The 22,125-nt window shown below is 65.3% G+C and carries 20 protein-coding genes; 13 read left to right on the plus strand and 7 right to left on the minus strand.

Features of this window, described 5'->3' with window-relative positions; genetic code table 11:
• The first annotated feature begins 92 nt into the window (after positions 1-92).
• The 3 genes from ACSUZJ_RS04650 (at position 93) to ACSUZJ_RS04660 (ending at position 3,070) form a co-directional block, all read left to right on the plus strand.
• Positions 93-1,085 (plus strand): TRAP transporter substrate-binding protein, encoded by a 993-nt coding sequence (locus ACSUZJ_RS04650; RefSeq protein WP_499413737.1) that lies wholly within the window; start codon positions 93-95, stop codon positions 1,083-1,085.
• Between the two features lie 138 nt (positions 1,086-1,223).
• Positions 1,224-1,793, plus strand: coding sequence for a TRAP transporter small permease (locus ACSUZJ_RS04655; protein ID WP_499413739.1), 570 nt, complete (start codon positions 1,224-1,226; stop codon positions 1,791-1,793).
• On the plus strand, positions 1,790-3,070 hold the full coding sequence (locus ACSUZJ_RS04660) for a TRAP transporter large permease (RefSeq protein WP_499413741.1): 1,281 nt from the start codon (positions 1,790-1,792) through the stop codon (positions 3,068-3,070). The genes ACSUZJ_RS04655 and ACSUZJ_RS04660 overlap by 4 nt, the downstream gene beginning before the upstream one ends.
• 470 nt (positions 3,071-3,540) lie before the next feature.
• Here the strand turns inward: ACSUZJ_RS04660 and ACSUZJ_RS04665 are convergent, their stop codons facing one another.
• On the minus strand, positions 3,541-3,696 hold the full coding sequence (locus ACSUZJ_RS04665) for a hypothetical protein (protein ID WP_499413743.1): 156 nt from the start codon (positions 3,694-3,696) through the stop codon (positions 3,541-3,543).
• Between the two features lie 124 nt (positions 3,697-3,820).
• On the opposite strand from ACSUZJ_RS04665, the gene ACSUZJ_RS04670 reads away from it, so the two are divergent.
• The 3 genes from ACSUZJ_RS04670 (at position 3,821) to ACSUZJ_RS04680 (ending at position 5,475) form a co-directional block, all read left to right on the plus strand.
• Positions 3,821-4,345 (plus strand): methylated-DNA--[protein]-cysteine S-methyltransferase, encoded by a 525-nt coding sequence (locus ACSUZJ_RS04670; protein ID WP_499413745.1) that lies wholly within the window; start codon positions 3,821-3,823, stop codon positions 4,343-4,345.
• The gene (xerD, locus tag ACSUZJ_RS04675) at positions 4,318-5,220 is read left to right on the plus strand and encodes a site-specific tyrosine recombinase XerD (RefSeq protein ID WP_499413747.1); all 903 of its coding nucleotides are present in this window, start codon (positions 4,318-4,320) and stop codon (positions 5,218-5,220) included. The genes ACSUZJ_RS04670 and xerD overlap by 28 nt, the downstream gene beginning before the upstream one ends.
• 81 nt (positions 5,221-5,301) lie before the next feature.
• Positions 5,302-5,475 (plus strand): hypothetical protein, encoded by a 174-nt coding sequence (locus ACSUZJ_RS04680; protein WP_499413749.1) that lies wholly within the window; start codon positions 5,302-5,304, stop codon positions 5,473-5,475.
• Positions 5,476-5,751: 276 nt separating this feature from the next.
• Here the strand turns inward: ACSUZJ_RS04680 and ACSUZJ_RS04685 are convergent, their stop codons facing one another.
• A complete protein-coding gene (locus tag ACSUZJ_RS04685) occupies positions 5,752-8,871 on the minus strand; it encodes an efflux RND transporter permease subunit (protein ID WP_499413751.1) in 3,120 nt (1,039 codons plus the stop codon).
• Between the two features lie 3 nt (positions 8,872-8,874).
• Complete coding sequence (locus ACSUZJ_RS04690; RefSeq protein ID WP_499413753.1) at positions 8,875-10,092, minus strand: efflux RND transporter periplasmic adaptor subunit; 1,218 nt, start codon at positions 10,090-10,092, stop codon at positions 8,875-8,877.
• Positions 10,093-10,399: 307 nt separating this feature from the next.
• Between ACSUZJ_RS04690 and ACSUZJ_RS04695 the strand changes: the two genes are divergently transcribed.
• Positions 10,400-12,517, plus strand: a complete 2,118-nt coding sequence (locus tag ACSUZJ_RS04695) for a putative bifunctional diguanylate cyclase/phosphodiesterase (RefSeq protein WP_499413754.1) — start codon at positions 10,400-10,402, stop codon at positions 12,515-12,517.
• Here ACSUZJ_RS04695 and ACSUZJ_RS04700 read toward each other — a convergent pair.
• Complete coding sequence (locus ACSUZJ_RS04700; protein ID WP_499413756.1) at positions 12,498-13,472, minus strand: endonuclease/exonuclease/phosphatase family protein; 975 nt, start codon at positions 13,470-13,472, stop codon at positions 12,498-12,500. The two genes, ACSUZJ_RS04695 and ACSUZJ_RS04700, sit on opposite strands and share 20 nt — an antisense overlap.
• A gap of 40 nt (positions 13,473-13,512) precedes the next feature.
• Between ACSUZJ_RS04700 and ACSUZJ_RS04705 the strand changes: the two genes are divergently transcribed.
• The 3 genes from ACSUZJ_RS04705 (at position 13,513) to ACSUZJ_RS04715 (ending at position 15,549) form a co-directional block, all read left to right on the plus strand.
• On the plus strand, positions 13,513-14,004 hold the full coding sequence (locus ACSUZJ_RS04705; protein WP_499413758.1) for an aminoacyl-tRNA deacylase: 492 nt from the start codon (positions 13,513-13,515) through the stop codon (positions 14,002-14,004).
• Between the two features lie 69 nt (positions 14,005-14,073).
• Complete coding sequence (plsY, locus tag ACSUZJ_RS04710) at positions 14,074-14,694, plus strand: glycerol-3-phosphate 1-O-acyltransferase PlsY (protein WP_499413760.1); 621 nt, start codon at positions 14,074-14,076, stop codon at positions 14,692-14,694.
• A 192-nt stretch (positions 14,695-14,886) separates the two neighbouring features.
• Positions 14,887-15,549: a DsbA family oxidoreductase gene (locus ACSUZJ_RS04715; RefSeq protein WP_499413762.1), complete on the plus strand. Its 663-nt coding sequence runs from the start codon at positions 14,887-14,889 to the stop codon at positions 15,547-15,549.
• A 334-nt stretch (positions 15,550-15,883) separates the two neighbouring features.
• On the opposite strand, the gene ACSUZJ_RS04720 is transcribed toward ACSUZJ_RS04715, so the two are convergent.
• From ACSUZJ_RS04720 to ACSUZJ_RS04730, 3 genes are all read right to left on the minus strand, one after another.
• Positions 15,884-16,729, minus strand: coding sequence for an endonuclease/exonuclease/phosphatase family protein (locus ACSUZJ_RS04720; protein WP_499413764.1), 846 nt, complete (start codon positions 16,727-16,729; stop codon positions 15,884-15,886).
• 154 nt (positions 16,730-16,883) lie between these two features.
• Positions 16,884-17,924, minus strand: a complete 1,041-nt coding sequence (gene tsaD / locus ACSUZJ_RS04725) for a tRNA (adenosine(37)-N6)-threonylcarbamoyltransferase complex transferase subunit TsaD (RefSeq protein WP_499413766.1) — start codon at positions 17,922-17,924, stop codon at positions 16,884-16,886.
• A 167-nt stretch (positions 17,925-18,091) separates the two neighbouring features.
• Positions 18,092-19,153: a 3-deoxy-7-phosphoheptulonate synthase gene (locus ACSUZJ_RS04730; protein ID WP_499413768.1), complete on the minus strand. Its 1,062-nt coding sequence runs from the start codon at positions 19,151-19,153 to the stop codon at positions 18,092-18,094.
• A 134-nt stretch (positions 19,154-19,287) separates the two neighbouring features.
• On the opposite strand from ACSUZJ_RS04730, the gene ybiB reads away from it, so the two are divergent.
• The 3 genes from ybiB to rpsU all read left to right on the plus strand — a co-directional run bounded on the left by ybiB (position 19,288) and on the right by rpsU (position 22,118).
• Positions 19,288-20,247 carry a DNA-binding protein YbiB gene (gene ybiB, locus ACSUZJ_RS04735; RefSeq protein ID WP_499413770.1) on the plus strand — a complete coding sequence of 320 codons (960 nt, stop codon included), beginning with the start codon at positions 19,288-19,290 and terminating at the stop codon, positions 20,245-20,247.
• Between the two features lie 184 nt (positions 20,248-20,431).
• Complete coding sequence (locus ACSUZJ_RS04740; RefSeq protein WP_499413772.1) at positions 20,432-21,640, plus strand: BaiN/RdsA family NAD(P)/FAD-dependent oxidoreductase; 1,209 nt, start codon at positions 20,432-20,434, stop codon at positions 21,638-21,640.
• 265 nt (positions 21,641-21,905) lie between these two features.
• Positions 21,906-22,118, plus strand: coding sequence for a 30S ribosomal protein S21 (gene rpsU, locus ACSUZJ_RS04745; protein WP_005665410.1), 213 nt, complete (start codon positions 21,906-21,908; stop codon positions 22,116-22,118).
• Positions 22,119-22,125: the final 7 nt, after the last annotated feature.

Raw genomic sequence — 22,125 nt, forward strand, 5'->3', positions numbered from 1 at the left:
TATTGTGGAAATGGGTAATTGCAAGGCAAAATGAAGCTGACGGATCGATTCACGCTGGTCAATACAAAAAAACGATACACCAAGGAGACATCATGCAGATCAAAACCCTGGTCGCGGCCTTTGCCGTCGCCCTTTCCATGAACGCTGCCTGGGCCCAGGCACCGATCGTCATCAAGTTCAGCCATGTGGTGGCGACCGATACGCCGAAGGGCCAGGCCGCAGAGCGCTTCAAGGAGCAGGCCGAAAAGCTGACGAAGGGACGCGTGAAGGTCGAAGTGTATCCGAACAGCCAGCTCTACAAGGACAAGGAAGAACTCGAAGCCCTGCAGCTGGGCGCGGTGCAGATGCTGGCGCCCTCGCTGGCCAAGTTCGGCCCGCTCGGCGTGAAGGAATTCGAAGCCTTCGACCTGCCTTACATCTTCCCCTCGAAGGCCGCGCTGTACGCGGTGACCGAAGGCCCGATCGGCAAGGGACTGCTGAAGAAGCTCGAACCGAAGGGCATCACCGGCCTGGCCTACTGGGATAATGGCTTCAAGATCATGTCGGCCAATAAGCCGCTGCACGTGCCGGCCGACTTCCGCGGCCAGAAGATGCGCATCCAGTCCTCGAAGGTGCTCGACGCCCAGATGCGCGCCCTCGGCGCCAACCCGCAGGTGCTGGCCTTCTCCGAGGTCTACCAGGCCCTGCAGACCGGCGTGGTGGACGGCACCGAGAATCCGCCGTCGAACATGTACACCCAGAAGATGCATGAGGTGCAGAAGCACCTGACGGTATCGAACCACGGCTACCTGGGCTACGCCGTCATCGTCAACAAGAAGTTCTGGGACGGCCTGCCGGCCGATATCCGCGGCCAGCTCGAACAGGCCATGCGCGACGCCACCACTTTCGAAAAAGCGATCGCCCAGCGCGACAACGACCTGGCGCTGGAAGCCATCCGCAAGGCCGGCAAGACCACCATCTATCACCTGACGCCGGCCGAGCAGGCGCAGTGGCGCCAGGTCCTGCTGCCGGTGCACAAGCAGATGGAAGGCCGGATCGGCAAGGACCTGATCCAGGCGATCGCCCGGGAAACCGCGAAGAAGTAAGCCGGCCAGGTAAGCCGGCCGTCATCGGCCGGCGACCCGGCGCCGGACAGGCGTCCTTCGCGGCACGCCCATAGCGCGCTGCGGGACGCGTGCGCGTCCTTTGGTACGCGCGCTCTCCCTGCCTCCTGAAAGACATCCATGAAATTCCTCGATCGACTCGAAGAATGGATCATCGCGACCCTGATGGCGGCGGCGACCGTCGTCATCTTCGTCGCGGTGGTGCATCGCTACCTGTCCGGGCTGCCGATTCCGGCGCTGCAGGACTACCTCATCCAGATCAACACCAGCTGGGCCCAGGAACTGTGCATCTACATGTTCGTGTGGATGGCCAAGTTCGGCGCGGCCTATGGCGTGCGCACCGGCATCCACGTCGGCGTCGACGTCCTCGTCAACCGCCTGAACCCGCGTTGGCGCGCCGGCTTCATCGTCTTCGGCCTGCTCGCCGGGGCGCTGTTCACCGGCATCGTCGGCACCCTGGGCGCCAACTTCGTCTGGCACATGTCGGAAACCGACCAGACCTCGGCCGACCTCGAATGGCCGATGTGGATCGTCTACCTGGCGGTGCCGCTCGGCTCGTACCTGATGTGCTTCCGCTTCCTGCAGGTGATGGTGAACTTCATCCGCACCGGCGAAGTGCCGCACCATGACCCGGCCCAGGTCGAGGGCCTGGACGACGCCGACCTGCCGATCTCGAAAGGCGCCGCATGAACGCCGCCATCATTTTCATCCTGCTGCTGCTCCTGATGCTGACCGGGATGCCGATCTCGATCTCGCTCGGCCTGACGGTGCTGGCCTTCCTGTTCACCATGACCACGGTGCCGATCGAGTCGGTCGCCCTGAAGCTGTTCACCGGCATCGAGAAGTTCGAGATCATGGCGATTCCCTTCTTCATCCTGGCCGGTAACTTCCTCACCCACGGCGGCGTGGCGCGGCGCATGATCCGCTTCGCCACCTCGATGGTCGGCCACTGGCACGGCGGGCTGGCGCTGGCCGGCGTGGTGGCCTGCGCCCTGTTCGCGGCAGTGTCGGGTTCGAGCCCGGCAACCGTGGTGGCGATCGGCTCGATCATCCTGCCGGCGATGGTCAAGCAAGGCTACCCGAAGCGCTTCGGCGCGGGCGTGATCACCACCTCGGGCGCGCTCGGCATCCTGATTCCGCCGTCGATCGTGATGGTGATGTATTCGGTGACCACCAACACCTCGGTCGGCGCGCTGTTCATGGCCGGCGTGGTGCCGGGCCTGATGCTGGCCTTCCTGCTCGGCCTGACCACCTGGGTGCTGGCGAAGAAGCGCGGCTACCCGCGCATGGCCAGGGCCAGCTGGGGCGAACGCTGGGACGCCTTCCGCAAGAGCGCCTGGGGCCTGTTCCTGATCGTGATCGTCATGGGCGGCATTTATTCGGGCATGTTCACGCCGACCGAGGCCGCCGCGATCGCCGCCGTGTACGCCTTCGTCATCTCGGTGTTCGTCTACAAGGACCTGCGCCTGGAACAGGTCGGCAGGGTGCTGCTGGACTCGGCCTCGCTGTCGGCGATGCTGCTCTACATCATCACGAATGCCGTGCTGTTCTCGTTCCTGATGACCAGCGAGAATATCCCGCAACAGATGGCGGCCTGGCTCACCGGCCAGGGCCTGGGCGTGGTCGGCTTCCTGCTGGTGGTGAACGTGCTGCTCCTGCTTGCCGGCAACGTGATGGAGCCTTCCTCGATCGTGCTGATCATGGCGCCGATCCTGTTCCCGGTCGCGGTGCAACTGGGGATCGATCCGATCCACTTCGGCATCCTCATCGTGGTCAACATGGAAGTGGGGATGTGCCATCCACCCGTCGGCCTGAACCTGTACGTCGCCTCGGGCATCACCAAGATGGGGATATCGGAGCTGACGGTGGCGGTCATGCCCTGGCTGCTGACCATGCTTGGCTTCCTGCTCCTGGTGACCTATGTGCCGGCGATTTCGTTGTGGCTGCCCAACCTCGTCTATGGATGATTCTCGATTATCGTATATAAAAAACTATTCTTTGCCGGCACAGTTGCGTTATGATGGAGCGCTGCCGGCACCAGAACAGGGCACCAGCGCGGTGCGGCATACCGGACACAAGTCTTGGGGAGTGAGAGAAAAGCACGGTAATCCATACCGGAGATCATGTGAGGAGACACACGTTCGACAGAAGCTGCGGGTACGCCTAGTAGCCGGGACGTGACCATGATTCAAAAGCGCACATTGTGCGCTTTTTTTTTGCGCGCGCCTGCCAAAGCCCCCATGGCGGCGTTGCATTGTCTCGCCGTACTAGCGTACTGTCTTCGACATTGCGTCGGGTGGCCGCATCCCTTGCCCTGGGAGCTTTGGCAGGCGCGCGTTATGTTGCAAACTCTCCCAATGTTCTCGCGTCCACTGACCGGCTGAACAGCTGCCGTAGGGTGGGCGCCCCGTGCCCACCATGACAACGCTTGCCAGGATCAGGCGGCGAGCTCCGCCTCGTCGACCTCGTTCATGAACACCTTGGGTGCGATGGCGTAGACGCCGACCTGCAACGCCGTAGGCGGCTGGGCGCCGGCCTGGGCCGGGCAACCTGGCAGTGAAACGAAAACCGGGAGGCGTCGTACGCGCGGCATATCGTTCGGTGTCGGTGTTTGATCGCAGGAGAGACGTTTTCGCAAGGATGGGCCGCCACGGACGAGCAATTGCTTCAGCGAAAAACAGTGGTGGACGGCCGGCGCGAGGAGTAAACTGCGCACCATGAATACACCACAAGGCAGCGAGCTGTTTTCCGCCATCGTGCCGGCGCCCTTCGGCGCGATCGGCATCCGCACCGAGGCCGAGCGCGTGCGCGAACTGGTCTACCTGCAGCCGCGTTTCGGCGACAAGGCGCCCGAAAATGCGACGGCCGAACTGGCCGCGCGCCAGGTCGAGCTTTACCTGGCGGACCCTGATTTCGCCTTCGATCTGCCGCTGCTGGACGCTGGCAGCCCCTTCCAGCGCCGCGTCTGGGAAGCCATTAGCGCGATCCCGCGCGGCACCGTGCGCACCTACGGCATCCTGGCCAAGGAGCTCGGCTCGGCGCCGCGCGCGGTCGGCCAGGCCTGCGGCGCCAACTGGTTCCCGCTCGTCATTCCCTGCCACCGCGTGACCGCCGCGCGCGGCCTGGGCGGCTTTGCCAGCAACGACGACGAGAACGGCTTCCACCTCTCGGTCAAGCGCTGGCTCCTGCGCCACGAGGGCGCCACCGCATCGCCATGGCAGCAGCAGTCGATCTGGGACTGATCGACGAGTTCTGCGACACGCTCTGGCTGGAACACGGCCTGGCGAAGAACTCGCTCGACGCCTACCGGCGCGACCTGCGCCTGTTCGCCGGCTGGCTGGAAAAGAAACGGCCGGGACGCGGCCTGCTCGCGGCCGGGCCCGAGGACCTGGCCGGCTATTTCGCCGAACGCCATGCCGACACCAAGCCGAGCACGGCGAACCGGCGCCTGTCGGTCCTGAAGCGCTTCTACCAGCTGGCGCTGCGCCGCAACCAGGTGGCGGACGACCCCTGCCTGAAGATGGCCACGGCGCGCCAGCCGCTGCGCTTCGTGCACACGCTTTCCGAAGAACAGGTCGAGGCCCTGCTGGCGGCACCCGACGTGTCGACCCCGCTCGGCCTGCGCGAGCGCACCATGCTCGAGCTGATGTATGCGAGCGGCCTGCGGGTGTCGGAACTGGTGGCCCTGAAACTGGTCGAACTGAGCCTGAACGATGGCGTGCTGCGCATCACCGGCAAGGGCAGTAAAACGCGTCTCGTACCCTTCGGGGCCGAGGCCCGGAACTGGATCGAGCGTTACCTGAAGGATGCGCGCGGCATCATCCTGAACGGACAGGTCGACGACGCCTTGTTCGTGACAAGCCGCGGTGGGCCGATGACGCGCCAGATGTTCTGGATCCTGATCAAGAAACACGCATTAAAAGCCGGCATCCGCGCACCGCTGTCGCCGCATACGCTGCGCCATGCCTTCGCCACCCACCTGCTGAACCATGGCGCCGACCTGCGCGTGGTGCAATTACTGCTGGGTCACGCGGACATTTCAACCACACAGATTTATACCCATGTTGCGCGCGAACGCCTCAAGCACCTGCATGCACGTCATCATCCACGTGGTTAATTCAAATCCTGAAAGCTTAACTGGCGCATAATAGTTCGAGTTTGCATCACCCTTTCATGTCAGCTTGCATACGAGGAAATCATGGCAAAGACCAACTTCCAATACGAGAAGCGGCAACGGGAACTGGAAAAGAAGCGCAAGGCAGAAGAAAAAGCCCGGCGCAAGCTGGAAGCGAAGAACAATCCGAAACCGGCCGAGGGGGAGCCGGGGGAGGCGGTAGAAGTTGAATCGGCCGAAACGCAGGAGCAGACCTAGCGTTTCCGTAGGGTGGGCACGCTGTGCCCACCCTACGGAAACGCGCCGCAATGTTGGCTTATTTTGAACGTTGCCGTCCGATCGGACGCGCAATATCTTGAGCATACCTGTTGCTCTACCTGGTCGATTGTCGACTCAAGCGGCAGAGCGATGCCGCAGCACTGTTCTCCAGGATACGCTGGTCGAATGCGTATCGTTGAGCTAGAACACCGCTAACACTGCGGCGCGTTCCGCGTGGGCACTTCGTGCCCACCCTACGAGACGCGCCGCAGGCTTTTACGCGCTTTCCTTGGCAATCACCGGCAGATCGTCCGCCACTTCCTCGTGCCCCTTGGCGAACCAGCGCTTGGCGCGCTTGCCGAGGTTGTCGAGGTAGCTGTAGGCCACCGGCACCACTACCAGGGTCAGGAGCGTCGAGGTGATCACGCCGCCGATCACCGCGCGGCCCATCGGCGCTTGCGTTTCGCCGCCGTCGCCGGCGCCGATCGCCATCGGCAGCATGCCGAAGATCATCGCCAGCGTCGTCATCAGGATCGGGCGCAGGCGCACCTGGCCGGCTTCGAGGATGGCCGCGAACTGGCCCTTGCCCTCGCGCTGGCCGTGGTTCGCGAAGTCCACCAGCAGGATCGCGTTCTTGGTCACCAGGCCCATCAGCATCACCACGCCGATCACCGAGAACACGTTCAGCGTACTACCCGTCACCAGCAGGGCCACCAGCACGCCGATCAGCGACATCGGCAGCGACATCATGATCGCGATCGGCTGCAGGAAGCTGCCGAACTGCGAGGCCAGCACCAGGTAGATAAAGATGATCGCGATCACGATCGCCGAGCCGAAGTTGGCCATGGTCTCGGCCATCTGCTGGGCGTCGCCGCCGACGTCGAAGCGCACGCCTTCCGGCAGCTCGATCGACTTCATCGCCTTGTCGATCTCGGCGTTCACGTCGCCCGTCGGGCGGCCTTCGACGCCGGCGTAGATCGCGACGCGGCGTTCCAGCGCCTGGCGCTTGAGCACCTGCGGGCTGAACGAGGGCACGAACTCGACCACCTGGCGCAGCGGCACCATGATCGGGTTGCCGGCGGCGTCCAGGCGCGAGGACGCCAGCGACAGGTCGGCCAGGTCGGCCACCTTCTGGCGGCCGCTCCGCGGCAGCTGGACGTTGACCTGGTAGTTCTGGCCGTCCGGCGCCAGCCACTGGCTGATCTCGTCGCCGGCGACAAACGGACGCAGCGCGGCGCCGACCTGCTGCACCGACAGGCCCAGGTCGCTGGCCAGCTCGTGGTTGATGCGGATCACGGTCGCCGGGTTGGCGCCTTCCTGGCTGTACTCGATGTCGGCCACGCCCTTAATCGTGCGCATCTTGTCCATCAGGCGGTGGGCCACCGCATCGAGCTTGGCCTCGTCGCGGCCGAGGATGGCGATGAAGATCGGCTTGTTCCCGACCGACATCGTGATCCCGGCGATCGAGGACAGGCGCTCGCGGATCACCGACTCCATCTCTTCCTGCGAGCGGCGTTTCGTCTTCTTCACGTCGGTGAGCTTCAGCACGACCTGGGCGCTGTTGTGGCCTTCGTACATGCCGATCGCACTGCTGATCGAGTCGATCTCCTTGTACCCGCGCAGGATGTCCTCGACCTGTTTTACTTTACCGTCGGTATAGGCCAGGCTCGAGCCGACCGGGGTCTTGAAGCGCATCTCGATGAAGCCGTTGTCGGTCTTGGGCGCGAATTCGCCGCCGATCATCGGCACCAGAGCCAGGCTGCCGACGAACACCGCCAGCGCCAGCGCCAGGGTCGACTTCCTCCAGCGCAGGGCCAGCGCCAGCACGTGGCCGTACCAGACGTGCACGCGCTCGATGCCATGCTCGATCTTTGCCATCGCGCGACCCAGCCAGGGCGCGTACTTGAAGCGGTCCTTCACCGGGTCCGGCCACACCGAGGAGAGCATCGGGTCGAGCGTGAAGCTCACAAACAGCGACACCAGCACCGCGACGGCCACCGTCACGCCGAACTGCAGGAAGAAGCGGCCGACGATGCCGTCCATGAAGGCGATCGGCACGAACACGGCGACGATGGCGAAAGTGGTGGCCATCACGGCCAGGCCGATCTCGTTGGTGCCGTCCTCGGCGGCGCGCATGTGGGACTTGCCCATGCCGAGGTGGCGCACGATGTTCTCGCGCACCACGATCGCGTCGTCGATCAGGAGGCCAATGCACAGCGACAGCGCCATCAGGGTCAGGAAGTTCAGCGTGAAGCCGAAGTAGCGCATCGCGATGAAGGAGGCCAGCACCGAGATCGGCAGCGTCAGTCCGGTGATCACCGTGCTGCGCCAGGAGTGCAGGAACAGGAACACGATGATCATGGTAAGGATGGCGCCCTCGATGATCGTGCGTTTCACGTTGTCGAGCTGGTGCTGCACCGTGGTCGACTGGTCGTCCATGATGCGGAAGTGCACGTCGGCGGGCAGGGTCTTGCGCATCTCCTCGACCATCTTGATCACGCCGGTGCCGACCTGCACCGTGTTCGCATCCTGCACCTTGGTGACGTCGAGCGAGATCGCGCGCTGGCCGTTGACGCGCGAGATCGAGGTCTCCTCGCGTTCGCCGTCGACCACGTCAGCCACCTGCGACAGGTAGACCGGGCCGCTGGCGCGGCGCGCCACGATGATGTTGTTGAACTCGCGCGCCTCGCGCATCTTGCCTTCCACCCGCACCAGGCGCTCGGCGGCGCCGTACTGCAGGTTGCCGGCCGGGAGGTTGGTGTTGGTGGCCTGGATCGCACGCAGCACCTCGTCGATGCCGATGTTCTGGCTGCGCAGCTGTTCGGGCTTCACGTGCACCAGGATCTGGCGCGTCGCCACGCCGCCGGTGCGCACTTCGCCGACGCCGGCCACGCTCTGCAGGCGCTTGACGATGACCTGCTCGGCCAGCGTCGACAGGGCGCGCATGTCGCGTTCGTTCGAGGTCACCGAGAGGCGCACCACCGGCTGCTGGTTCTCGCCGTCGGCGCGGATGACGAAGGGTTCCTTTACCTCCTTCGGGAAGCCGGGACGCACGCGCGCGATCTTGTCGCGCAAGTCCTGCATCGCCTTGTCCATGTTGGTGGCGAGGTGGAATTCGACCGAGACGCCGCTACGGCCTTCCCAGGAGTTACTGCGGATGGTCTTGACGCCGCTGACGGTGTTGATGACTTCTTCCATCGGCCGCGTGACGTCGTTCTCGACCTGTTCCGGCGAAGCGCCCGGATACTGGGTCTCGACCCAGGCGTAGGGAATGTCGACGTTCGGCATGCTCTCCACGCCCAGCGAGCGGTACGAGAACAGGCCGAGCACCATCAGGCCGACCATGACCATGGTCGCAAAGACGGGGTGGCGGATGCTGACTTTGGTGATCCACATGGCTCAGTCCTTCTTCGCGACGACGACAGCCTTGGTATCAGGCTTGGCGGCAGCGCCGGGCAGCTTCACCTGGGTGCCCGGCTTGACGCCGTCGAGCGGCACCGCCAGCAGCACCGCGCCGGCGTCCAGCCCGCCGGTCACTTCGGCCAGGCCTTCGTCCTCGTTGCGCATGCCGAGCTCGACCGGCTGGGCCACGACCTTGCCGCCGTCGATGCGGTAGACCACGTCGCGCTGGCCATCCTTGCGCAGGGCCGCCAGCGGCACGATCGGGCGCGCGCTGGACTTGTCGGTGGTGATCTGGCCTTTCGCGAACATGCCGGCGCGCAGAGCGCCATCGGTATTCGCGACGCTGATATACACCAGCATCGCGCGCGAGCCGGTCTCGGCCGCGGGATTGATGCGCGCCACCTTGCCGGTGAATTCACGCGCGTCAAAGCCGTCAACGCGGAAGCGCACGTCCTGGCCGACCTGCACGCGCGGGATGTCGGACGCCGGCACCTGGGCGTCGAGCGTCAGGTGGGCGAGGTCGACGATGGCCATCACCGGGCTGTCCGGCGAGAGCTTTTCGCCGGCCTGCACGAAGCGCTTGCTGACCACGCCCGACAGCGGCGCGCGGATGGTCGTGTCGTTGAGGGCGATGCGAGCCAGGTCGAGCTGGGCGCGCGCGGCGTCGACCGCGGCCTGGGCCAGTTCGACGCTATTCCTCGTGGTGTCGAAGGAATTCTGCGAGATGTAGTTCTGCGCCAGCAGGGCGCGGCTGTTCGCTTCGTTCTTGGTGGCCAACGCCAGGCGCGCGTTCGCTTCCTTCAGCGCCGCGCTCTGCTGCGCCACGCGGGCGCGCGCGTCGGCGTCGTCCAGGCGCGCAATGACTTGGCCGGCCTGCACGCTCATGCCTTCGCGCACGGTGGTCTCCAGCACCACGCCCGAGACCTTGGACTTGACGGTGGCCTGGGCCAGCGGTGCGAGCGAGCCCGACAGGGGCAGGCGCAGCGCCAGTTCGCGTGCCTCGACCGTGACCACGTCGTTCTGGGCCAGCTCGAAGACGGTGGCCTTCGGCGCCGCCTTGGCCGCGGGGGCGGGGGCTGGCTGGCCCTTGCCCGCGAACGCATACCAGCCGCCGGCGGCCAGGACGGCCAGCAGCAGCGCAATGGCGGGCTTGCGCCAGCGGCGCCGGGTTGAAAGGGGAGTCGCGGAAGAAAGCGGCAGGGTTTCGATTTTCATGGCGGCCGTTGTTTGTATTGTTGGAAAGCACGGAGGAACGGGCGCGCGTGCTCCGCCTTGTCTGGCGGAGCTCCGTGCGCATGGTGAGGACTATAGAAATCGACAACGCGATGCGCCATCGGAATGCGACAAGCAGGCGTTTATCGCCGCTGAAATGCAGAAAAAGCGGACCAAACGCTGCGCCGCCGGGCATGCCCGCAGGCCAACCGGGGATTTGCGTGCCCGCAAACGTTCCCGGCAGGGTATGGACAAGAATGGCTCGATGCAGGTGGCATGTCCGCCGCGTTTACCTATAGAAAGGTTCCTTGTGAAAGAGGACTCGCCCGCACCGTCGCCACTGGCCTTGCCCGATGGGCCGGGCCGGGAAGCGCTCGATGCACTGTACCGCTTCGTGGCGGCCATCGAGCTCACGCCCGCGGTGGCCGTGCACAGCCAGGATCGCGACGGCATCGTGCGTTTCTGGAACCGCGCCTGCGCCGAGCTGTTCGGCATACCGGCGCAGCAGGCGGTCGGCCAGCCTTTTTCCAGCCTGGTGTCGCACCTCGAACAGCAGGAGGAATTCGACCGCGCCATTGCCGCGATCTGGTCCACCCTGCAGGCCCCGCCCGCGCGCGAATGGCATGTGGAACGCCATGACGGGCGCCGCATGTGGCTGCATTCCAGCCATTTTCCGGTGATGGGGGAGGGCGGGACCCAGCAGGTGTTTTGCATGGAAATGGACATCACCGCGCGCAAGGAGATCGAAACCACGCTGCAGCAGGCCGCGCTGGTGTTCGACAATGCGCGCGACGCCATCCTGGTGATGGACCACGAGTACCGCGTGCTGGCGGTCAACCGCGGCTATACCACCCTGACGGGCTTTCATCCGCACGAAGTCATCGGCGCCAGCCTGCCCAGCCTGCGCCTGGGCGTGCAGGACCAGGCTTTCTACGACCGCATCCGCCGCCACATGGACACGCACGACCACTGGGAAGGCGAACTCTGGAGCGTGCGCAGCGACAACGCCACCTTCCCCATCCGCGCTTCGCTGTCGGCGATCCGCGATGCGCAGGGCATGGTTACCAGTTACATGGCGCTGCTGTCGGACATCACCGACCGCAAGCGCCTGGAAGAGGAGACCCGGCACCTGGCCCACCACGATCCGCTGACCAACCTGCCGAACCGGGTGCTGTTCATGGACCGGCTGGCCCAGGCGCTGGCGACCAACCGCCGCCAGCATGCCGAGTTCGCCCTGATGTTCCTCGACCTCGACCACTTCAAGAACATCAACGACACCAACGGCCACGAAGCCGGCGACGCCGTGCTGCAGGAGGTGGCGGGACGCCTGACGCGCTGCGTGCGCGGGGTCGACACCGTGAGCCGGCTCGGCGGCGACGAATTCGTGGTGCTGCTGACCGACATCGGCGGCGTCGACCAGGCCGCGCACGTCGCCGCCACCGTCATGCAGTCGGTGGCGCGTCCGGTGCAGGCGGGCGGGCGCGAAATCAGCCTGTCGGTCTCGATCGGCATCGCCATCTGTCCCAGCGATGGCCAGGATGCGAAAACCCTGCTGCGCCATGCCGACGTGGCGATGTACCACGCCAAGCAGAACGGGCGCAACGAGTTCTGCTTCTTCAGCCCGGCCATGAATGCCCATGTGCACGAGCGCGTGCAGGTGGAAAACCGCCTGCGCCGGGCCCTCGCCAACGACGAGTTCGCTCTCGAATACCTGCCCGAGATCGACATCGCCAGCGGGCGCACGGTCGGCGTCGAGGCCCTGATCCGCTGGCGCGACCCCGAGCGCGGCCTGCTCCTGCCCGAGCAGTTCATTCCGGCCGCCGAGGAATCCGGCCTGATCGTGCCGATCGGCCAGTGGGTATTGCGCGAAGCCTGCCGCCAGGCGCGCCAGTGGCGTGACCAGGGTTACCCGGTGGTGGTGGCGGTCAATCTCTCGAACGTGCAGTTCATCCACAATAACCTGGTGCACTACGTGGACGACGCATTGGCCGATTCCGGGCTGGCGCCCGAATGCCTCGACCTCGAGATCACCGAGGCGGTGGTGATGAACAGCGGCTCGGCCACGCGCGAGACCATCGAGGCGCTGCGCAAGCGCGGGGTGCAGCTCACCATCGACGACTTCGGCACCGGCTTTTCCAGCCTGACCGGGCTGCGCCGGCTGCCGCTATCGAAACTGAAGATCGACCGCAGCTTCGTCGACGAAATCACCCGCACGCCCGAGCAGGCCGCCATGATCCCGGCCATTATCGCCGTGGCGCGCAGCCTCAAGTTGCGGGTGGTCGCAGAAGGGGTGGAAACCGCCGAACAGCTGCTCTACCTGCAGCAGCACGGCTGCGACGAGTACCAGGGTTATTACGCGGTGATGGCGGGCAGTATGCCGCCCCACATGCCGCCCTTCATGCCGCGCCTCACATCCCCGCGTCCATGAGGCCGTGGCTTTCGTCGTAGAGGCGGATGCGCGCCAGCACCTGGCCATGGTCCGAGGCCTCCGGCAGTTCCAGGTCGAGGTGGTCGTTCAGGTAGAGCACATCCAGCACCTCGCCGATCGCGTTCGGTAGCGCCGCATTGAATTCTTCCGACACCAGGATGTGGTCGATGGTCGAGTAGTGGCCCTCGTGCACGCTCGAAAAGCCCAGGTGGCGCGCATGGTCGACGCGGCGCTGCACCTGGCTGGCGTCGTACAGCCGGTCGCCCATCGGCGTGCCTGCGCCGAGCACGATGCTGGTGGTGACCGAGTCGGCCACGTCGTTGAAGTCGCCCAGCACCACGCGCGGGCGCCGGTTGGCGCGGCCCATCTCGGTGAGCAGCACGCGCAGGGCCGCCGCCTCGGTGCCGCGCCGGATCAGCGAGCGCAGGCAGGCCAGCGCGTACAGCGCGGGATCCTCGCCGGTGTCGCCGGTACGGTAGTCGGGCCGGCGCGACTTCAGGTGCACCACCACCACGTCGACTGCCACGTCCGGCGAAACCTGGACCACGGCATGCAGCGGCGCGCGGGTGAAGCGGGCCGCGTCGCGGCTGCCCGGCGGCAGTTCTATGCCGCGTGGGAATTCAGTAAGGGGAGCGGGCGGGGCGGCCAGCGGCAGGCGCGAGACCAGCGCCACGCTCGGGGTCAGGCGCATCGCGGCCGGATCGGGGTCGAAGCCGGCGTGGAAGGCCTCGCGGTAGCGCCGGGTGCGCGCCAGCACTTCCTTGAGCGTGGCTTGCGAGAAGATTTCCTGGAAGCCGATCACGTCGGCATCGAGCAGGTCGATCTGGTGCGCAGTCCAGTTCAGCTTGGCTTCGTATTCCTCGGGTGTCGTGGGCAGCAGGTTGTCGTAGAGCTTCACCCCCGGCGGCGCCAGGTTGCAGACGTTGAAGGTCGCAAAACGTATTTCTTGCTGCATAATAGAAACCCCTTTATTCCAGTGTTTAGCGTATCACGCAATGGCCAAGAAAGAGCACGTTTCAGAGACGCCCGCGACCGGGTTCCTGCGCAAGCACGCGGTGACTTTTTCCGAGCATCCCTATGCCTACGAGGAGCATGGCGGCACCGCCGTTTCCTCGCGCGCGCTGGGCGTGCCCGAGCACGACGTCGTCAAGACCCTGGTGATGCAGGACGAGGCGGCGCGCCCGCTGATCGTGCTCATGCACGGCGACTGCAAGGTGTCGACCAAGAACCTGGCGCGCGCGATCGGTTGCAAGTCGGTCGAGCCGTGCAAGCCCGAAGTGGCGCAACGCCATTCGGGGTACCTGGTGGGCGGCACCTCTCCTTTCGGCACGCGCAAGGCGATGCCGGTGTATGTCGAGGAAAGCATCCTCGAACTCGGCAAGATCTACATCAACGGTGGACGGCGCGGCTACCTGGTCGGCATCGATCCGCGCGTGCTGGTCGACGTGCTGGGCGCCAAACCCGTCCAGTGTGCGCTGGCCGACTGACTACCGCCGCGCTGCGGGCTAGTGTATATTCACGAGCCCGTTCCACACGGGAAATAATAGAGAGATAACATGCATACCTTGATCGCCGTCGTTGCCGCCTATTTGCTCGGTTCGGTTTCCTTTGCCGTCGTGATGAGCCGCCTGTTCGGCCTGTCCGACCCCCGCACCTACGGGTCGAAGAACCCGGGCGCCACCAATGTGCTGCGCAGCGGCAGCAAGAAGGCGGCGATCGCCACCCTGATCGGCGACGCCGCCAAGGGCTGGCTGGCCGTCTGGCTGGCGGTGCAGTTCGGCGAGGCCTACGGCATCGAGCGCGGCGGCGTGGCGCTGGTGGCGATCGCGGTCTTCCTCGGCCACCTGTGGCCGGTGTTCTTCCGCTTCGTGGGCGGCAAGGGCGTCGCCACGGCGCTCGGCGTGCTGCTCGGCCTGAACGTCTGGCTGGGCCTGGCAACCCTGGTCACCTGGCTGGTGGTGGCCTATGCCTTCCGCTACTCCTCGCTGGCGGCGCTGATCGCCTCGGTCTTCGCGCCTTTCTACTATGGCCTGCTGTTCGGCGTGAACGAGATCCTGTTCGCCGTGGCCGCGATGAGCGCGCTGCTGATCTTCCGCCACGCCAAGAACATCGGCAACCTGATCGCCGGCAAGGAGTCGCGTATCGGCAGCAAGGCGGCGGGGGCGAAGAAGAAGTAAAACCTTGAGCGCCTGAGAAAGCCCTCAGGGCGAGGCGCGTCGTCGAAGACAGTACAAGCGTACGGCGAGACGATGCAACGCTGCCATGAGGGCTTTATCAGGTGCTCTACTTGATTCTTCCGCAAGCAGGCCCATATAGGGTGAAAGCCGGCGCATTCTGCGCCGGTATTCATTTCAGGAAGGCAGTGTAGCGTGAGCAAGCAATTGAGGATTGATTTCGTGTCGGACGTGTCGTGCCCGTGGTGCGCGATCGGCCTCAAGTCGCTGGAACAGGCGATCGAGCGCGTCGCGCCCGAGGTCACCGTCGACCTGCATTTCCAGCCTTTCGAGCTGAACCAGGACATGGGGCCGGAAGGACAGGACATCGTCGAGCACATCACCGAGAAATACGGCGCCACGCTCGAGCAGCAGGTCCAGTCGCGCGAAACCATCCGCCAGCGCGGCGAAGCGGTCGGTTTCACCTTCGACATGGCGCGCCGCGGCCGCATCTACAACACCTTCGACGCGCACCGCCTGCTGCACTGGGCCGAGTCCCAGGGCCGCCAGCACGCGCTCAAGCTGGCGCTGTTCGAAGCCTATTTCACCCACTGCGAAGACCCGAGCTCGCGCGAGCTGCTGGTGCGCGTGGCGGGGCAGGTCGGCCTCGACACCACCGAAGCGCAGCGCGTGCTGGAGTCGGGCGAATTCGCCGACGAAGTGCGCGAAGCCGAATTCTTCTTCCAGCGCGCGGGCATCCGCTCGGTACCGGCCATCGTCATCAACCAGCGTCACCTGATCTCGGGCGGCCAGCCGCCGGAAGTGTTCGAGCGCGCGCTGCGCGAGATCGCGGCGCAGGGCGAGGCGCAGCTGGGGTGAGCCCTGGAGGCGGCGTCTCTGCGCCGATTCCGCGGCAGTCGACCCGCAAACTCGACGCGGCGTTCCGCGTGGGCACGGAGTGCCCACCCTACGGTTTCCGCTAACGCAAAGAACAGTTGTACGCGTTTTCACCCGTATCGGCGACTGTAGGGTGGGCACCCCGTGCCCACTACGGTCGCCGTCGCGTGCGATGGACCACGGTAACCGTTCTTTGAGTCAGCAGATACCGTAGGGTGGGCACCCCGTGCCCACGCGAACGCCCGCGCTGCGCTAACGTCACACTTGGTCGAAACGCCGGCAGACTGCTAGCGGTTCAACAGATCCGCCGCGAACCTCACACCAGATCCAGCACGATCGGCTGGTGATCCGACGCCGAGGTCTCCGACTGCACCTCGACCTCCGCAATGCGCGGCACCAGGTCTTCGGTCACGAAGAAATAATCGTAGCAATCGGGCTTCTCGGGCCAGGCAAAGCCATGCAGCCCGGCCGTCGGCGCGCGTGCATGGTCGGGATGGCGCACGCGCCAGGCGTCGGCCAGCGCCAGCTCGCCCTGGGCCGGGGGCGCAAGCAGCTCCGCATATTCCGGTGCGTTTGGCTGCAGGTTGAAGTCGCCGCAATAGATCGCCGAGTCCGGCAGCAGCCCCAGCTGGTAGGGCGCGTCCATCTCGGGATTGGGCTGGAAAGTGCGGGCCCGTGCACAGGCCTGGGCATGCAGCTCGCGCAGGCGGCGCACCTGGGCGCTCCTTTGCAACTGCGAATAGTATTCGAGGTGGGTGGTCACCAGGCGCAGCTTCGAGCGTGGCGTGTCGAGCACGACTTCGATCGCCCCGCGCGGCATGCCCTGGGAATGCGCCGGGTCGGCCGGCCAGGGCAGCAGGTGGCGGTGGGCCTGGGTGATGCGGAATTTCGAGAGGATCAGGTTGCCGAACAGGCGGGGAACATTGCTGCGGTAGATTTCGCTGGGGGCGTACTCGACCGGGTGGTAGCCGCCGAAGGCGCCCGCCAGCTGCTTGAACTGGTTGGCGCTGGCGCTGCCTTCGAGTTCGGGGTGGTTCGCAGCCACTTCCTGCAGGCAGATCACGTCGGGATTGAGCCTGCGCAGCACGTCGATGATTGCGTGGATACGGATGCGCCCGTCCCTTCCACAGCCCCAATGAATGTTCCAACTTACAACGCGCATGTAGGACCTCCGAAAACTGAACCGCCAGATATTGCCACTCTTTGGCATGCTGCGGTCACACGGTAGGATCGATGTCAGCGTTGCAAGTTCATTAGGATCAGCCAGCACTGAGCGCCTGACAACCCAGCCATGGGAGCGTTGTCAGGCGCGCTGATCAGGCCGCTTCCAGCTCGTCCAGAGGCCAGCGCGGCCGCACATTGAAGGCGTAGTCGTGCGTCGCCAGCGCAGGATTGCGCTCCAGGCGCATGGCGCCGGCAAAGGCGATCATGGCGCCGTTGTCGGTGCAGAATTCCAGCTCCGGGTAGTAGACGCGGAACTTGCGCTTGGCCGCCGCCGCGTTCAGCGAGGCGCGCAGCTGCTTGTTGGCGCCGACGCCGCCGGCGATCACCAGGCGCTTCAGGCCGGTGTGGCGCAGCGCGTTCACGCACTTCGCGGTCAGCACGTCGACGATCGCGTCCACAAAACCGCGCGCGATGTTCGCCTTGTCCTGTTCGCAGATGTTGGCGATGACCTTTTCGTCGTGGTTCTTTACGACCGTCAGCACCGCCGTTTTGAGGCCCGAGAAGCTGAAGTTGAAATCCTTCGAATGCAGCATCGGGCGCGGCAGGGTGTAGGCGGCCGGGTCGCCGAACTCCGCCAGGCGCGAGATTGCCGGGCCGCCCGGATAACCGAGACCCAGCAGCTTGGCCGACTTGTCGAAGGCTTCGCCGGCGGCGTCGTCCAGGGTCTCGCCGAGCAGCGTATAGCGGCCGACGCCGTCCACCCGCATCAACTGGGTGTGGCCGCCCGAGACCAGCAGGGCGATGAAGGGGAACTCGGGACGCTCGCTCGCCAGCAGCGGCGAGAGCAGGTGGCCCTCGAGGTGGTGCACGCCGAGCACCGGCTTGTCCAGCGCCAGGCCCAGGCTGCAGGCGACCGAGGAGCCGACCAGCAGCGCGCCGGCCAGGCCCGGTCCCTGGGTGTAGGCGATGGCGTCGATGTCGGCCTTGGCGATACCGGCCTTCGCGATCGTCTGCTCCAGCAGCGGCAGGGCGCGGCGGATATGGTCGCGCGAAGCCAGTTCCGGCACCACGCCGCCATACTCCTCGTGCATGGCGACCTGCGAATGCAGGGCATGGGACAGCAGCCCGCGCTCGGTATCGTACAGAGCCAGGCCGGTTTCATCGCAGGAGGATTCGACGCCGAGAACAATCATGGGAACAAGCGGAAGGGGAAAGCGGAATTCGACATTGTAAAGCACCCGGGCGGGCGCTGCTGTGGCCGATGAGGGAATACCGGCGGCGGTGTTGTATGCGGGGGCGGTAGGGTGGGCAGTGGGGCTGGCTAAATGCCAGCACCACGAATGCCCACCCTAGGAAAACCTCACGGCCGCTGCAGCAGCTCCTTGTGCGCACTCTGCAGCATCGCCACCGTATCTTCCCAGCCGATGCAGCCGTCGGTCACCGAGCAGCCATACTTGAGCTGGGTCAGGTCTGCCGGGATCGGCTGGTTGCCGGCGACGATGTTTGATTCGATCATCACGCCGATCAGCGAGCGGTTGCCGTGCCGGATCTGCTGGATCACGTCCGACATCACCAGCGGCTGCAGCTCCGGCTTCTTGTAGCTGTTCGCGTGCGAGCAGTCGACCACCAGGTTGGCCGGCAGTCCGGCCTTCTTCAATGCCTGCTCGGCGATCGTCACCGATACCGAGTCGTAGTTCGGGCGGTCGCCGCCGCCGCGCAGTACCACGTGGCCATAGGCGTTGCCGCGGGTGCGCACGATCGATACCGTGCCCTTGTCGTTGATACCCAGGAAAGCGTGTGGGTTAGCCGAGGACAGCACCGCGTTGATCGCGATGCCCACATCCCCGTCGGTGCCGTTCTTGAAACCGACCGGGGTCGACAGGCCCGAGGACATCTCGCGGTGCGTCTGCGATTCGGTGGTCCTGGCGCCAATCGCGGTCCAGGCGATCAAATCGCCCAGGTACTGGGGCGAAATCGGGTCCAGCGCCTCGGTCGCGGTGGGCAGGCCCAGCTCGCACACGTCGAGCAGGAAGCGGCGCGCGCGCTCCATGCCGACGTCGACCTGGAACGAGTCGTCCATGAACGGATCGTTGATGTAGCCCTTCCAGCCGGTGGTGGTGCGCGGCTTCTCGAAATACACCCGCATCACCAGCAGCATCGTCTCCGCCACTTCTTCCTGCAGCTTCTTCAGGCGCCGCGCATAGTCCAGGCCCGCTTCCGGATCGTGGATCGAGCAGGGACCGACGACCACGAACAGGCGCTTGTCCTTGCGGTCCAGGATGTCGCGCAGGGCGGCGCGGCCCTGCATGACGGTGGTGAAGGCGCGCTCGGTCAGCGGCAGCTTGGCGTGCAGCTCGGTCGGGGTCGGCATGCGCCCGAACGAGGTAACGTTGGTATTTTCGATATCTGGTGTAATGAGCATGGTGCGTCCGTGGGGCAGAGTCGGATTAACGAGTGTAGCGCCAAAAATGCATATTTGCAGCAGACAGGGCAAAAGCGGCAAGCCGGAGCGGGACGGCGAGCGGCACGGCGGCGCAACGGTGTAAGCTAATGCCTATGCATACCGATCACGAATCATTCCCCGCCGCGCGCTTCATCAAGGAGATTGGCCGCGGCGTCAAAGGCGCGCGCAGCATGACGCGCGAAGACGCGGCCTTGCTGTATGCCGCCATGCTCGAAGGCCGCGTGTCCGACCTCGAACTGGGCGGCATCCTGCTGGCCATGCGTATCAAGGGCGAGTCCGTCGAGGAGCTGGCCGGCTTCATGGATGCCGCGGAAGCCTCGTTCGCGCCGCTGCCCACGCCGGCGGGCGAGTTCGCGCCCGTACTCATTCCGAGCTACAACGGCGCGCGCAAGCTTGCCAACCTGACGCCCCTGCTTGCCCTGCTGCTGGCGCGCGAGGGCGTGCCGACGCTGGTGCATGGCGTGCGCAGCGATCCGGGACGCGTCACCACTGCCGAGATCCTGCTTGAAATGGGCCTGGCCGAAGCGGGGTCGAGCGCCGACCTGCAGGACGCCTTCGCGGCGCGCCGCCCCGCCTTCATGCCGATCGAGACCCTGGCCCCAGGCTTGGCGCACCAGCTTTCGCTACGCCGCATCCTCGGCGTGCGCAACTCCACCCACACTCTGGTGAAGATCCTCCAGCCCTTCGAAGGCGCCGCCCTGCGCCTGGTTTCCTACACCCACCCGGAATACCTCGAAACGCTGGGCGAATACTTCAGTACGGCGGCACCGGCCGGCCGCGGCGATGCTTTCCTGATGCGCGGCACCGAGGGCGAGACGGTGGCCAATCCGCACCGCGCCCAGCGGATCGACTGGTTTCACGCCGGAACGCGCACGGTGCTGGTCGAGCGCGACGCGCCCACCGACGACCTGGCCGAGGTGCCCGGCGCCCGCGACGCGGCGGCCACCGCCGCCTGGATCGCGGCTGCGCTGCGCGGCGAGGTACCGGCACCGCGTCCGATCCTGGTCCAGGTGGCCGAGTGCGTGCGCGTGGCGCGCGGCTTGCGCCGCTGAACCGCCTTCGCGCCCCGACCTGCCTGCACCGTGCTCAACGGTCGCGACCTCTACGTGCAAGACGGCGACGAGGTGTGACATCGTCCTCCTCGTTTTCGCGGCCGGACTGTGCGCTGGCGGCGCGAACGTTTACAATGGCCGGTTTGGCGATTCACGGGGAACCTGCGAGGGCAGGGCGGCAGGCATGGCAAAACAATTCGATGTGGCGGTAATCGGCGCGGGCGCGGCCGGGATGATGTGCGCGGCCGTGGCCGGCCAGCGCGGCAAGCGCGTGGTGCTGATCGACCACGCCGGCAAGCTGGCGGAGAAGATCCGTATTTCCGGCGGCGGGCGCTGCAACTTCACTAACATCAACGCCACCCACCAGAACTACCTGTCCGAGAACCCGCACTTCTGCAAGAGCGCGCTGTCCCGTTATACGGCACAGGATTTCCTCGCGCTGGTCAAGCGCTACCGCATCGGCCACCACGAGAAGCACCGCGGCCAGCTGTTCTGCGACGACTCGGCCGAGCAGATCATCGACATGCTGAAATCCGAATGCCTGAAGGGCGAGGTCAGCTGGCGCATGCCGTGCAAGGTCGAATCGATCGATAAACGGGAAGAGGGTTTCGTCATCGCCACCGACCACGGCGACATCGCCGCCGCCAGCGTGGTCGTCGCCACCGGCGGCCTGTCGATCCCGAAGATTGGCGCGACCGACCTCGGTTACCGCATTGCCAGCCAGTTCGGCCTGAACGTGATCGAACCGCGCCCCGGCCTGGTGCCGCTGACCTTCGACGGCCCGAGCTGGGCGCCGTTCGCGCCGCTGGCCGGCATCGCACTGGAAGTCGACGTCACAACCGGTTCCGGCAAAGGCAAAGGCGCCAAAAAGGGCTATTTCCGTGAAGACCTGCTGTTCACCCACCGCGGCCTGTCGGGCCCGGCGATCCTGCAGATTTCCAGCTACTGGCAACCCGGCACGCCCATCGTGCTCGATTTGCTCCCGGAAATGGACGTGGCCGAGGAACTGATCGGCGCGAAGACGACGGTCAAGAAGCAGCTCGGCAACGTGCTGGCGCAATGGCTGCCGGCGCGCCTGGCCGAAGGCCTGCTGCTCGCCAACGGTTTCGCTCCCGACACCCGCCTGGCCGACATGCCGGACGCCAAGTTGCGCAAGCTGGGCGACGCCATCAACCGCTGGGCCATCGTGCCCACCGGCTCGGAAGGCTACCGCAAGGCCGAGGTGACCTTGGGCGGTGTGGACACCCGCGAGCTGTCCCAGCAAACCATGATGGCAAATAAAGTGCCGGGCCTGTATTTCATCGGCGAAACCGTCGACGTCACCGGCTGGCTCGGCGGCTACAACTTCCAGTGGGCCTGGGCCTCCGGCTTCGTCGCCGGCCAGAGTGTTTAAACAGGCGGCATCGTTTCGCTGCCCGTGTGGCGGCCCGCGGCGTTTCGGATTGTTCCGCGCCAGCGGCCCGCAGCGTTTCCCGTAGGGTGGGCACTCCGTGCCCACGCGGACTGGTCGCACCAATAGCAGAGCAGGCAACAGCCCCACTAACGTAAGCAATGGCAAGCTTTGTAGCAAATAGAGCACATCCCAGTAAACTCTTCCACTGCTTGTCAAAAGCTGCTAGAATTTCGTTCTTCCCTAAATCCAACGGTTTGATTTTTACATGACCACTATCCGCCTTAAAGAAAACGAGCCGTTCGAAGTCGCTATGCGTCGCTTCAAGCGCACTATCGAAAAAACCGGTCTGCTGACTGAACTGCGCGCTCGCGAGTTCTACGAAAAGCCAACTGCAGAGCGCAAGCGCAAGCTGGCCGCTGCCGTGAAGCGCCACTACAAGCGCATCCGCAGCCAGCAACTGCCGAAAAAACTGTACTAAGACTGTC

It is taken from the genome of Telluria sp. B2 (assembly GCF_051789535.1).
GTDB lineage: Bacteria > Pseudomonadota > Gammaproteobacteria > Burkholderiales > Burkholderiaceae_D > Telluria.